This is a genomic window from Candidatus Krumholzibacteriota bacterium (assembly GCA_016931295.1).
In the GTDB taxonomy this organism is placed as follows: domain Bacteria; phylum Krumholzibacteriota; class Krumholzibacteriia; order Krumholzibacteriales; family Krumholzibacteriaceae; genus JAFGEZ01.
Genome location: JAFGEZ010000012.1, coordinates 22,130 through 34,500, shown reverse-complemented (window position 1 = coordinate 34,500; position 12,371 = coordinate 22,130). Strand labels below are relative to the sequence as shown.

Annotated in this window: 12 protein-coding genes; all 12 read right to left on the bottom strand. The window is 69.1% G+C overall.

The window, feature by feature from the left end; genetic code table 11:
• Nucleotides 1-72 precede the first annotated feature (72 nt).
• Entirely contained in the window at nt 73-762 is a 690-nt protein-coding gene (locus JW876_03680) for a sugar transferase (GenBank protein MBN1884613.1), read from the bottom strand.
• Between the two features lie 194 nt (nt 763-956).
• Nucleotides 957-1,904, bottom strand: a complete 948-nt coding sequence (locus JW876_03675) for a hypothetical protein (protein MBN1884612.1) — start codon at nt 1,902-1,904, stop codon at nt 957-959.
• Complete coding sequence (locus tag JW876_03670) at nt 1,894-2,763, bottom strand: DUF3108 domain-containing protein (GenBank protein MBN1884611.1); 870 nt, start codon at nt 2,761-2,763, stop codon at nt 1,894-1,896. Before JW876_03670 ends, JW876_03675 begins: the two co-directional genes overlap by 11 nt.
• 88 nt (nt 2,764-2,851) lie before the next feature.
• Complete coding sequence (locus tag JW876_03665) at nt 2,852-3,937, bottom strand: glycosyltransferase (GenBank protein ID MBN1884610.1); 1,086 nt, start codon at nt 3,935-3,937, stop codon at nt 2,852-2,854.
• A complete protein-coding gene (locus tag JW876_03660) occupies nt 3,934-5,016 on the bottom strand; it encodes a glycosyltransferase (protein MBN1884609.1) in 1,083 nt (360 codons plus the stop codon). Before JW876_03660 ends, JW876_03665 begins: the two co-directional genes overlap by 4 nt.
• On the bottom strand, nt 5,013-5,783 hold the full coding sequence (locus JW876_03655; protein ID MBN1884608.1) for a glycosyltransferase family 2 protein: 771 nt from the start codon (nt 5,781-5,783) through the stop codon (nt 5,013-5,015). Before JW876_03655 ends, JW876_03660 begins: the two co-directional genes overlap by 4 nt.
• The gene (locus JW876_03650) at nt 5,783-6,883 is read right to left on the bottom strand and encodes a glycosyltransferase family 9 protein (GenBank protein MBN1884607.1); all 1,101 of its coding nucleotides are present in this window, start codon (nt 6,881-6,883) and stop codon (nt 5,783-5,785) included. Before JW876_03650 ends, JW876_03655 begins: the two co-directional genes overlap by 1 nt.
• A gap of 5 nt (nt 6,884-6,888) precedes the next feature.
• On the bottom strand, nt 6,889-7,905 hold the full coding sequence (locus JW876_03645; protein ID MBN1884606.1) for a glycosyltransferase family 9 protein: 1,017 nt from the start codon (nt 7,903-7,905) through the stop codon (nt 6,889-6,891).
• Complete coding sequence (locus JW876_03640; GenBank protein ID MBN1884605.1) at nt 7,892-8,383, bottom strand: adenylyltransferase/cytidyltransferase family protein; 492 nt, start codon at nt 8,381-8,383, stop codon at nt 7,892-7,894. The genes JW876_03645 and JW876_03640 overlap by 14 nt, the downstream gene beginning before the upstream one ends.
• 91 nt (nt 8,384-8,474) lie before the next feature.
• Nucleotides 8,475-9,497 carry a sugar kinase gene (locus JW876_03635; GenBank protein ID MBN1884604.1) on the bottom strand — a complete coding sequence of 341 codons (1,023 nt, stop codon included), beginning with the start codon at nt 9,495-9,497 and terminating at the stop codon, nt 8,475-8,477.
• On the bottom strand, nt 9,490-10,473 hold the full coding sequence (gene waaF, locus JW876_03630) for a lipopolysaccharide heptosyltransferase II (GenBank protein MBN1884603.1): 984 nt from the start codon (nt 10,471-10,473) through the stop codon (nt 9,490-9,492). The genes JW876_03635 and waaF overlap by 8 nt, the downstream gene beginning before the upstream one ends.
• 13 nt (nt 10,474-10,486) lie before the next feature.
• Nucleotides 10,487-12,352, bottom strand: a complete 1,866-nt coding sequence (locus JW876_03625; GenBank protein ID MBN1884602.1) for an ABC transporter ATP-binding protein — start codon at nt 12,350-12,352, stop codon at nt 10,487-10,489.
• Nucleotides 12,353-12,371: the final 19 nt, after the last annotated feature.

Genomic DNA, 12,371 nt, shown 5'->3' with positions numbered 1-12,371 from the left:
AACCGGCGTAAAATTATACCCTTAGACACACCCTGTCAATCACGTTTTCGGGCAAGATACATGCCAAGCGGCTCAGTACGCCCCCTTCCTGGCTATCACGGCGGGGATCGTTTTCGCCATGATCTGGAGGTCGGTGACGAGCGACCGGGTGCGGATGTACTCCATGTCGAGTCTCATCCACTCCTGGAATCCGATATGGCTGCGCCCGGCGATTTGCCAAAGGCAAGTGATGCCGGGTGTTACGTCGAGCCGTCTCCGTTGCCAGGGAAGGTAGTGCGACACTTCTGAGGGCAGATTGGGGCGGGGACCGACGATGCTCATCTCCCCCTTGAGCACGTTGAAGAGCTGTGGGAGCTCGTCCAGGCTCGAACGACGGAGGAACCGGCCGACTCCGGTGACCCGGGGATCCTCCTTGAGCTTGAACACGGGGCCGTCGACGCCGCTCAACGGACGGAGCGCCCCGACGACCTTCTCGGCGCCCATGACCATCGAACGGAACTTGTAGAAATTGAATTCCTTTCCCTTCCTGCCGATCCGCTTCTGCCGGTAGAGGACCGGGCCCGGCGAATCCATCTTGATCAGGAGGGCGACGACCGGGATGATCGGAAGAAAGAGTATCAAAAGCAACGACGCGACACAGACGTCGATGACGCGCTTGATCGCGAGATAGACCGGACTCTCCGCGGCGGCGGGAACGACGCCGACGCCCTGCGTCGACGGCTCCTCGATGAACGCTTCGTTGATACGGGGGATTCCTGACATCTCTCCTCTTCCTTTGGCAAATGGCCCGGGCAGGTCGCCTGCCCGGGCCACAAGCAAAACGCCTGCCACGGGAACTCACTCGATAGGCGACGTGCCGGATCGTTGCGAGCAAATCCCAGTAGCAGACGTCTCTCTCTCCGTACCTCCTTAGGACCGAATAGTACCACAGGCAGGGGCGCGTTGTCAACGGGAATTCACGAGAGGAGCGCCGAATAGAGGAGCGGGACGAGCAGCTCGTGATGTCCGACGAGCCGAATCCCCCTGCCGCCGAAGGCGGTCGGGCGCCGCAGGACGTTCTCCTCCGGGCGGTAGTGCCTGACCATGTCCATCGTGCATGTCGTCAGGCGCTCGAACGGCGCACCGAGGTTCCGGGCGATGCTGAAGGCCTTGAGGAACACCTCGGGAAGGAGGACCGCCGAGCCGATGTTGAGCGCGACCCCGCCGTCCACGCCGAGCGCGCGGACCCGCTCGGCGAAGATGCGGAAATCCCTGGCGGTGAGTCGTCCCCAGGCCGCGCCGTCGAAACCGGGGTGCTGGTGGAGGATGTCCGTCCCGACGGCGACGTGGACGGTGACCGGCACGTCGTGACGATAGGCCTCGCAGAGGATGCTGAGCTTCCGGTGCGGCGCGCGCCGCTCGACGAGCCGCGCCCCGAGGGCCTCGCCGAGCCCGTATCCCGACCGTTCCCCGCCGGCGATCGCATCGAAGGCAGCGTCGGCCGTCTCCGAGGCGAATCCGAAGATCCCCCGCTCGAGGTTCGCGGCGACGTCCTCGCTCGTCTCGCCGAAGAGCGCGATCTCCATGTCGTGGATCGCGCCGGCGCCGTTCATCGCGACACCGGTGATCCAGCCCCTGCGGACGAGGTCGATGACGTAGGGCGAGAGGCCGCACTTGACGACATGCGCCCCCATCATCCAGAGGATCTCCCCGCGCGGCCCGGCATGAGCCCGCCGCATGGCGAGCGCGAGCGCGCGGAGCTCCTCGACGGCGAGGAATCGCGGCAAGGAATCCAGCCATCGCGAAAAGGATTTCCCGCCCTTGGCCGGCCTGCCGAAGCGATCCGCCGTGACCGAGCTGCCACGGTCCGAGACGGAGACGGTTTTGACCCCGGACAGATCGATCTCACGGTATTTACCGGCCATCGCCGCCGCTTTCTGCGCGCCCGAGGACGCGCGGCGCTTCCGTTGACAGTGTAAACTCCTTGAGCACCGCCTCGAACGCCCCGACGATCACCTTGGAGCGGAGGAGGACGGGCATGCGGACGGTATCATCGGTCATCCAGATTGTCAACTTGCCCTTGTGCTCGAAGATCGACGACGTCTCGAGCACCGGCTCGACGACGAGGCAGTCGAACTCCCCCGCCGGCACGCTCACCCGCTCGCGTCCGGTCACCTTCACGTAGATGGGATAGTTCTTGCCGTTCGTGTGATTCGGCAGGAAGACGGCCTGTCCCGGCTCGATCGGTATCGTCCGCATGTAGTAGAGCGCGGAAAGGAAATCATGCGTGTTGGGCGGGATCCCCACGGTCGTGCCGCCGGAGACGGCGAGATGGTTCCGCTGGTCGAAATCGACCCGCCCGTCGCGGCTGAACCGCCCTTCCCGCAGATGCTTGACGAATCGGAGCGAGTAGAGGTCGTCCCAGTGTATGAAGGACTCGTGCCGGTCGCGCACCTTGAAGACGACGTCGAAGGCCTTGTTTGTCCGGGCGATCGAAACGACGTGATAGCTGGGCTGGCTGTCCGGGAGGACGGCGATGTTCCGCACTTCGAGCGTCGCGTCGCCCGCATAGATCAGTCCGTACTGGATAGAGAAGAGCAGGTATTCCCCCTCGCCCCAGGGCACACGCTCGGGCAGCGGCTGGACGATCTCGTAGCCGTCGAGCGCCGATTCATCGGCCCGTACCTGTCCGGAATCGAGGACGGCAATGACCGCCACGAGGATCGCCGCGATCAGCGCCGCGCGCCATGCCGCGGCGCGTACCGTGTTTCCATCTCTCATCATTACAACATGTAACATCATTCACCTCATGTATTGTCTCATTCGCGTTGCCTGTCTCCTGGTGACAGGAGATGCAAGAGCCGTGTCGATTTCATCGCAATCGACGCCCGGCGGAGGCGAGCAGCCGTTCGTAGACGGCAATGGTCTTCTCGACGGTGCGCGAAATGTCGAACTCCCCGGCCCGCTCCCCGGCCCTCGCGGCGAAGCGACGCCGCATCCCGTCGTCGTCGGCGAGAGCGGCGATCGCCCCGGCCAGGGCCGCGGGATCCCCCGGCGGAACGAGGATCGCGTGGTCCTCGCCGGCGACTTCCGGTATGCCGCCGACGCGGCTTCCCGCCACGGGAAGCCCCGCGGCCACGGCCGCCATCAGCGCCGTCGACAACCCTTCCGCCCTGGACGGAACGACATACGCGTCGAGAAGTGCGAGGAATCGCTCGATCGGCATCTCGCCGGGATCGATCCGCGCGATCCCCGCGGTCGGGGCGAACGCCGCCGTCGCCCGGACGAGGAATGCGATTCTCCCGGCCGTCTTCCCCCCCGCCGCCGGACCGAGGATCGCGGCCGCGGCCGCGAGGACGTCGAGCCCCTTTTCAGGCGTCGGGGCGGCGACCGTGCCGACGACGAAGCGACCGTCGAGGCCGCGTCGCTTTCGTTCACGCCCGTCCTGATGGAGGCCGGCGAATCGCGCCGTCTCGATCCCGCTCGGAACGATCGTCATGCGTTCCCGCGGCACGCCCGCCTCTTCGAGCGCGAGGGCTGCGGCGGCGGAGATCGGCAGGTAGTGATCGGCCCACCGGCGGTACTTGAGCGCCCGGGAGACGCCGCGCGATACGGGGAAGGCCGTCCGGCGGCTCACGACGAGCGCCGCGCCGCCGGCGCGGAGACGGCTCGCGATGCCGCAGTGCGTATGGGCGCGCGAGGTCTGCGCGTGCAGGATGTCGATCCCGCGGCGGCGGCAGACGTCGGCGAGTCTGAGCGGGGTCCACAGCGGGACCGTCTCGAAGGAAAGGTGGACGACCGGTATGCCCGCCGTCGCCGCCCGCGCGGCCAGCGCCGATCGCCCCGGCGCAGCGATCGTGACGTCGATCCCCCGCTTTCGGAGTCCGATCGCGAGGAGCAGCGTCTGGTGCTCGCCGCCCCGCCAGCCCGATTCGCTTCCGGCGAGCAGCGCTTTCACCTGATCCCCCCTTCGCGGAGCAGTGCCGAGAGGTCGTCGGCGATCCGTCCGGGATTGAACCGCTCCCGCACGTACCGCCCCCCCGCCTCGGCGAGAGCGCGCGCCCTCCCGCGATCGGCGGCGAGAAGCCGGAGGGCGCCGGCGAGAGCGCGCGCGTCCCCCGCCGAGACGGCGAGCAGATGCTCGCCGTCTCGGAAGATCTCCCCGACAGCCGGGTTCGACGCCGTCACGACGGCCCGGCCGACGCCGAGCGCCTGGTAGACCTTGTTCGGGACGACGAGCGACGCCTTCGGTGTCGTCCCGAAGACGCCGAGGACGACGTCTGCCCGGGCGATCAGCCCGGCGAGCGCCGTGTCCGGCACCGCGTCGAGGAACCGGATCGGCGCCCGCAGGCGTTCGGCGAGTCTTTTCGTCTCATCGTGCGTCTGCCCGCCGCCCACGAGCGTCACGCGGATGTCCTCGTTTGCCACGGCGGCCGCGGCCTCCACGATCGTCGGCACGCCGTGCAGCGGCAGGTAGGATCCATAGAAGAGGACGCGGAGCGTCCCGTTCGCTTCCGGCGGCGGTGCCGGCGGGAAGAGACGGTCGTCGAAGCCCAGATAGAGGGTGCGCACCCGGCCGTCCGGCAGCCCGTACTCGCGTGCAAAGAAATTTCCGTGCGCGTCGGTATCGGCGAGTACGAGATCGGAGAGCTGGAAGGAGAGGCGGTCGATGTTCCGGTTGTGCCCGGCCTGCATCGAGCCCGCGGTGGCGTCACCCCGGTCGAGGACGCGCGTCTCCCACCGGGAGACGAGCGGATCGAAGACGAGCCGGCGGCCGGCGAGGCGGGCGATGAGCCACGCGAGCGGCACGTCCTTGTGGCGGAAATCGGGGACGAAGATCACGCCGCCGCGGTGATTCCCGGACAGGAATTGCCAGAGGAGCGCGGGATAGCGCGTGGGCGCCTTCCGTTTGACGTCCGTCCGGCACTCGCTCGCCCGCCGCCCCGTCCGGCGCCACCCCTCGCGGATGATCGCGTTCCGCGGGTAGGCGGGATCGAACGCGCCGAAGAAGACCAGTTCCGGATCGCCGCCGGTCATCGATCCGCTCCCGCCGCATCGCGGCGCCCCAGTTCCCGGAGCGCGGCGTACTTGAAGAAGACGCCGGCCGCCGCCGCGCCGCAGAGCACCAGGCCGGCGGCGCCGTCGAGGAAGCCGAGCTGCACGACGTACATGCGCATGAAACGCCACGCGGGACGAAGGAGGATCGCGGGGAACCAGGAGGCGCCGCGCCCGTGCAGTTCCGCCGCGCCGCGGAGACTGTAGCTGCGCATCCGGTCGAGATAGTCGGCCATGTCGCGGTAGGGCGAATGCAGCATCGGCTCGACGAGCAGGCGCGCCTCGCCGTCGAGACGGAACCGCTCGTGGACGGCCCGCTCGGGATAGCGCCCCGCGCCCCGCCTGAAGAGGCGCAGGACGCGGTCGCGCCCCCAGCCGCAGTGATCGATCCGGCGCCCGAGAAAGTCGTTTCGACGGCGGATGTACCACCCGTCCGCACCGCGGGGATCGTCGACGGACCGGGCGATCTCGTCGCGAAGCGCCGGGGTGAGTCGCTCGTCCGCGTCGAGGATCAGCACCCACTCCCCGCTCGTGCGTTCGATCGCCCAGTTCTTCTGGTCGGCGTTCGACACGAAGTCCCGTTCGAGGACCGTGGCGCCGAGGGAACGGGCGATCTCCCTCGTTTGGTCGCCGCTGTGCGAATCGACGACGATCGTCTCGCCGACCCCCGCCGCGCTCTCGATGCAGCGGGCGATGTTCTCTTCCTCGTCGCGCGTGATGACGACGAGCGATACACGGTCGAGTCCCATCACCGGCCACCTCCTGCGTCGGTTTCCGCCCCGAGAGCGAGCCGCAGTTCGCCGATCACCTCGTCGACGGCGATTTCGTCGATCCTTCGCGCCGCCGGCTGTTTGCCCCCGCCCCGGCCGCGTTCGGGGCCCCCGAGGACCCGGTGCCTGCCGGTCATCGGATCCCAGACGCGCGGGTCGGTCGGCCCGAAGAGGGTCACCGTCGGCACCCCCTGGAGAACGGCGAGGTGCTTCGGCCCCGAATCGATGCCGACGACCACGCGGCAGCGGCCGACGATCGCGCCGAGGCGCGGAATCGAGGCCGGCGGGGCCATCAGGGCCGCGGGCGACGCCGCGGCGACCTGCCCGGCGACCGCCTCTTCCCCCGGTCCCCAGAAAACGAGCGGAACGAGTCCCAGTTCGCCCGGGATGCGCCCGGCGAGCTCGACGAACCGCTCGACCGGCCATGACTTCTCGACGTAGGTCGCTCCCGGCACGATGCCGCAGAGCCGCCCGGCCCGCTCGCCGAGCGAACCGGTCCATTCCCCGGCCCACGCCCGCTCGGTCTCGGCCGCGGGGAATCCCGGGGCGAGCCCCGAGCGCCATCCGCGCGGATCCGGCCCCGGACCGGGATCGCCCAGGCCGATCATCCGCGCGTACTCGCGGTTCGATTCGAGCGTGTATTGCCTGACGATCGCGCCGTGCCCGTCCAGTAGCGCGCGGGGAAGGACGCGGTGGAAACACCAGTTGTGCCGCCCCACGTCCATCCCGATCCTCAGGTGCGCCCCCGAGAGGAGCGTGAGGACGGCGCTCCTCGGCGAGGAGAGCAGGTCGATCGCCACGTCGTACCGCCTTCGCCGGAGCCGCGCGGCGAGTCGCGCCTGCCGCGGCGCCGCGCCCTCGAGCGGAATGACCTCGTCGAGACCGGTGTCGCCGTCGAGGGCGCCCGCGTACCGGGCGCCGACCAGGTAATCGATTCGCGCCCGGGGAAAGCGCTCCCGGAGGGCCCAGACGATCGGCAGGGAGAGCGCGATGTCCCCCATCGCCTTGAGACGCACGACGAGGATCCGGTCGACCGGTCCGATGCGGCCGAGATCGACGGGCGAACGTCTGCCGGTCATCCGACTCACCGTGCGACTTCCTCGAGCGCCGAGAAGACCTCGTCCGGGCCGATCCCGTCGAGGCAGCGGCGATCGTCGCATTCGTGGCGGTGGCATGGTGCGCAGGCGACGCGGTGCGTGACGAGCCGGAAGGGGCCCTTCCCCTCGTAGGGAAACCAGATCTCCGGTTCGGTGGGGCCGAAGATGCCGACGGTCGGCACCCCGAGAGCCACGGCGAGGTGCATCACGCCGCCGTCGTTGCAGACGACCGCGTCGCAGGCCGAGAGAACGGCGGCGAGCGTCCTGATCGGCTGGAGTGGCAGCACCGCGCCCTCCGTTCCCGCAGCCTCGCGTGCGATTTGTTCCTCTCCCGGTCCGGCGACGACGAGAATCCGCGCATCGAGCGCGCAACCTGCCAGGCGGGCGAGCTCGGCGAACCGCTCCGGCGGCCATCGCTTCGCGGGCCACGTCCCCCCGGGATGGACGGCGATCACCGGCCCCTCCCCCCCGCCGCCGATCGTGCGTTCGAGAAGCCTCGCCCCCCCCAGGCGCTCCTCTTCGCGGAGATGGACGCGCGGCAGGCGCCACGCGGCTGCGCAGCCGAGCGCCTCGACGAACCGGAGATGGTGCGACACCGCGCTCGGATCGGCGGGCGGCTTCGCGACGACGTGCGTGTACAACCTGCGCCGCCACCGCCTCCCCCCGCCGACTCGCACGGGAATGCCGGCGAGACGGAGGAGGTTCGCGCTGCGCGGGTTGTAGAAGAGGTCGATGGCCGCGTCGAAGCGCATCCGCCGGAGGATCCGCACGGCCCGCATCGTCCCGGCGATTCCCGGATCGAGCGGTATGACGCCGTCGAGAAACGGATGGCTTTCGAGTATCTCGTGGTGCGGACGCTCCGCGAGGTAATGGATGTCAGCGTCGGGCCGGCACTCCCTGAGCGCGTCGACGGCGGGAATCGAGAGTATCACGTCCCCGAGATACCGGAGGCGCGTGACGAGGATGCGGGGTGCGCGCGCCGAGAGGAGATCAGGACCGTCCATCGCCGCGCACCTTCCTGATGACGTCCCTGCTCGCGTGGCTTTTCCGGTCGCCGGTGATGACCGTGCGCGTCCCGACGGCCCGCGCGGACTCGATCTCGGGAACCGTGTCGACCGTGTAGTCCGTTCCCTTCGCATGGATGTCCGGCCGCAAAATCCGGATGATCTCATCGACGGTCGGCGCGCCGAAGAGAAGACACCGGTCGACGCATCGCAGGGCGAGAAGGAGCTCCGCCCGCTCCTCCCCGGGCATCACCGGTCGTCCGTCGCCCTTCAGGCCGCGCGTCGAATCGTCGTCGTTGACGGCGACGACGAGCAGGTCGCCGAGAGCGGCGGCCTCCTCGAGGTAGCGCACGTGCCCGACGTGGAGTATGTCGAAACAGCCGTTCGCGAGGACGACGCGTGCGCCCCGACGGCGTTTTTCGTCGAGATCCCGCGCGAGCTTTTCGACGTCGCGGTAGAGACGATCCTTCACCCGCATCCTCCTCTCGCGCCGGTCGCGGACGTCGCGTTCCGGCGATCGCGGTTGTCGGCCCGGCGAATCCCGCCTGCCGTCCAACACGTTTTCCCCGTCACTTGTCCGCCACGCCGAGTTCGCGAAGCAGATCGGCGAGCTCGCCGACGCTCGCCGTGGCGGTGCCGCGCTTCATCACGACGATCGACGCCGCGGCGTTCGCCAGGGCCATCCCCTCCCGCACATCCGCTTCGGCGGCGAGAGCGAGCGCGATCGTCGCCGCGACGGTGTCGCCCGCGCCGGTCACGTCCGTCGCCTCGGCGCTCCCGACGACGGCGATGTCGATCCGCGGGCGGCGGCGGCGGAAGAGCGACATCCCGAACCTGCCCCGCGTGACGATCAGGGAGTCGCTTTCGAGCCGGGAGAGGAGCCGCCGGCCCGCCCGGTCGATCGGCGCCCGTCCCGCGTCGGTTCCCGCCGCCGCGTGCGCCTCGACCTCGTTCGGCACCGCGGTCGTCACCCCGCGGAAAGCCGCGAGGTTGAAACGCGAATCGGCGACGACGGGGATCGCGCGCGCGCGGCAGAAGCGGATCGCCTCGCCGATGACCCGTGGCGTGAAGAGTCCCTGGCGATAATCGCTGAGGACGACCGCCGCGGCCCTCGCGGCTTCGCGCCGGAACCTGGCGAGAATCCGCGCCTCCTCGCGCGGCGACAGGGAGCGGTCCTGCTCCCGGTCGACGCGAACGATCTGCTGCCGCTGCGCGTGGTAATCCCCCGCCATCACGCGCATCTTCGTGGTCGTGAACCGCCCGGCCAGCGTCAGGATCCCCCGCGTGGCGACCCCGGAATCGGCGAGCAACCCGGTGAGCATCGGCCCGCGCTCGTCGCCGCCCACGAACCCGACCGGCACGGCCCGTCCGCCGAGCGCGGCGACGTTCTGGGCGGCGTTCGCCGCTCCGCCCGGCGAGAATCCGCTTCCGTCGTAGCGTACGACGACGACCGGCGCCTCTCGCGATACGCGTTCGGTGCGACCGTACACGAACTCGTCGATCATCAGGTCGCCGAGAACGACGATCCGCTTGCCGCGCCACCGCCCGAGGATGCCGGCAAGCCGCCGCGCATCGAATCCCTTCTCACTCATCCGTATCCTCCTCGATCGCCGCGTCGACCGCCCCGGCGACCTCGTCGACGGAGATCGAGTCGAGGCAGGCGGGTTCGCCGTCGGGACATTCCCGCCGGAAGCAGGGGGAGCACTCGAGATCGGCCCGTACGACACGGGCTCGTCTCCCCCGCGGCGCCGTCCATGCGGGGCTCGTCGAGCCGAAGACGGCGACGGTCGGCCGCCCCATCGCCGCGGCGATATGCACGGGGCCGCTGTCGTTTCCGAGCACGCACGCGGCGCCCCGCAGCACGGCGACCAGCCCCGCCGCGTCGAGCGTTCCGGCGAGGCTCGTCCCGCCGCCCGCGGCGGCGATCGCGTCGAGCGCCTCCGCGTCCCCCGCGGTGCCGAGCGCGACAGCGACGAATCCCCGCGTGGCGGCGCGCGCCGCGACCGCCGCGAACCGCTTCACCGGCCAGCGCTTCGCGGATCCGTAGGCCGCGCCCGCCGCCACGGCGAGATACGGCCTGTCGAGCCCGTTCCGCGCGACCGTCGCACGCCAGTCCTCGGGCGGCACGACGACGGGAAGCGGTATCTTTCGCGCCCTCCTTCCCGTCGCCGCCTCCGCGAGGCGGACGTAGGACCTGGAGAGATGCTCGCCCCGATCGGTTTTCCCGACCGCCCGGGAAAGAAGCAGGGAGCGCCCCGCGCCGCCGAACCCGACCCGGCCCCCGGCGCCGCAGAGCCTGGCCGCGAGCGCCGCCGCGAAGGAGGGGGGCAGCACGATGCAGTTGCTCCATCCGTTCGCCGGTCGTCCGCGCCGAAGCGCCCTCGCGGCCCCGGACAGCTTGCCGTCTCCGTCGTAGACGATCATCCGGTCGATTGCCGGATGGCGGCGGAAGATCTCCGAGACGTATGAGCGGCAGCCGACCGTGACGGATCGCCCGTTTCCGGTCTCCTGGAGGACGGCGAGAATCGGCGTGGCCATCACGGCGTCCCCGAGCCAGTTCGGCGCCATCACCAGGATCCCGTCACGCCCCGGTCTGCAGTCGGTAGAGCTTGCGATATATCCCGTCCGCACCGATCAGCTCCTCGTGCGTGCCGACCTGCTTGATGCGGCCATCTTCGAGAACGACGATCCGGTCGGCATTCTTGATCGTCGAGAGTCGATGCGCGATGACGAGCGTCGTCCTGCCCCTGACGAGACGGTCGATCGCCTCCTGGACGAGCGCCTCGCTCTCGACGTCCAGCGAGCTCGTGGCCTCGTCGAGAATCAGAAGCTGCGGATCCTTGAGCAGCGCCCGGGCGATCGCGAGGCGCTGCCGCTGGCCGCCGGACAGCTGGATGCCGCGGTCGCCGATGACGGTGTCGTAGCCGCAGGGCATCGCCTCGATGAATTCGTGCGCGTTGGCGGCGCGCGCGGCCCGCTCGACGTCGGCCCGCGGGCAGGAGGAGACCCCGTAGGCGATGTTGTTGAACACCGTGTCGTTGAAGAGGATCGTCTCCTGCGTGACGATCCCCATGAACGACCTGAGCGATGCGAGACGGGCATCGGCGATGTCGATCCCGTCGATCAGCACGCGACCCGACGTCGGGCGGTAGAACCGGGGAAGCAGGTCGGCGACGGTCGACTTGCCCGCGCCGCTCGCGCCGACGAGGGCGACGACCTCGCCCCGGCGAACCCGGAAGCTCACGTCCCGCAGCACCGGCGTCCCCTCCCCGTAGGAAAAGCAGACGTCCCGGTACTCGATTTCCTCCGAGACGCCCCCGATCTCGCGGGCGCCGTCCTCGCCGTCTTCCGTCTCGTATTCGAGGATCTCGAAGACGCGAGCGGCGGAGGCGAGGCCTTCCTGGATGACGCTGTTCAGCTTCGAGAGGTTCTTGATCGGGGTGACGACCCAGAGCATCGCCCCGATGAACATCATGAGGTTGGCCGGTTCGATGCCGCCGGCGATGACGAGCTTCCCCCCGTACCAGAGTATGACGACGGCCGCGAGCATGCCGAGCGTCTCGCTCGTCGGCGAGGCGAGTTCCGCGAAGCGCCGCATCTTGAGATACTCGCGCCAGTATTTCCGGTTGAAGAATGCGAACTTCTCCCGCTCGAAGCCCTCCATGCCGAAGGCCTTGACCACCCGGACCCCCGAGATCGTCTCCTGCAGCGTCGCCGTCATGTCGGCCATGCTCTCCTGCGCGCGGCGGCTTCCCTTGCGGAGCTTGCGCCCGATGATCGCGATGAGACCGATGTTCACCGGCACGAGCACGATCGTCAGCAACGCCAGGCGCCAGGAGGTGTAGAAGATGATCGCCACGGCGATCGCCGTCATCAGGGTGTTCCTGACGATGGAGGCGAGCCCCCCGACGACGACGCCCCGCAGGCTCGTCACGTCGTTCGTGATCCGCGAGATCAGGTGGCCCGTCCGCTGGAGGTCGAAGAAGGCCATCGGCAGCGCCTGTATCCTGCCGTAGAGATCGTTTCGTATCGTCCGCAGGATCGACTGCTCGAGCCAGAGCGTGAGATAGGTCCCCACGTAGCCGAAGAGGTTCTTCGCCACCATGAGCAGGAAGAAGATGATGCAGAACCTGGCGAGTCGCTCGGTCTGCGTGCCGGAGTAGACGAAGCGCCGGGCCGCCTGTTTCAGGTGGTCGAGCCGGCTTTCGACGGCGTCGGGCACGAGTCGGTCGGCCGCTTTCTCCGCCCCCGGCTCCCCGGTCGTCTGCTCGATCGCCGGCTCCGTCCCGAAGAGGATGTTGAGAAAGGGCGGAATCAGCGTGAGCGAGACCCCGCTCAGGGAGGCGAAGACGGTCGTGCAGACGAAGAGCACGACGAGGCGTTTCCAGTGCGGTCCCAGATAACGCAAGAGTTTGATGTAGAGACGTCCGGGACGCTGTTCCGGCATGAAAGACCTCTCGCTCGGA

Coding starts and splice junctions, on each gene's coding strand:
- JW876_03670 (MBN1884611.1), bottom strand. CDS start 2,763: ATGATGAGAGATGGAAACACGGTACGCGCCGCGGCATGGCGCGCGGCG.
- JW876_03655 (MBN1884608.1), bottom strand. CDS start 5,783: ATGGGACTCGACCGTGTATCGCTCGTCGTCATCACGCGCGACGAGGAA.
- JW876_03650 (MBN1884607.1), bottom strand. CDS start 6,883: ATGACCGGCAGACGTTCGCCCGTCGATCTCGGCCGCATCGGACCGGTC.
- JW876_03645 (MBN1884606.1), bottom strand. CDS start 7,905: ATGGACGGTCCTGATCTCCTCTCGGCGCGCGCACCCCGCATCCTCGTC.
- JW876_03635 (MBN1884604.1), bottom strand. CDS start 9,497: ATGAGTGAGAAGGGATTCGATGCGCGGCGGCTTGCCGGCATCCTCGGG.
- JW876_03675 (MBN1884612.1), bottom strand. CDS start 1,904: ATGGCCGGTAAATACCGTGAGATCGATCTGTCCGGGGTCAAAACCGTC.
- waaF (MBN1884603.1), bottom strand. CDS start 10,473: ATGGCGCCGAACTGGCTCGGGGACGCCGTGATGGCCACGCCGATTCTC.
- JW876_03680 (MBN1884613.1), bottom strand. CDS start 762: ATGTCAGGAATCCCCCGTATCAACGAAGCGTTCATCGAGGAGCCGTCG.
- JW876_03660 (MBN1884609.1), bottom strand. CDS start 5,016: ATGACCGGCGGCGATCCGGAACTGGTCTTCTTCGGCGCGTTCGATCCC.
- JW876_03640 (MBN1884605.1), bottom strand. CDS start 8,383: ATGCGGGTGAAGGATCGTCTCTACCGCGACGTCGAAAAGCTCGCGCGG.
- JW876_03625 (MBN1884602.1), bottom strand. CDS start 12,352: ATGCCGGAACAGCGTCCCGGACGTCTCTACATCAAACTCTTGCGTTAT.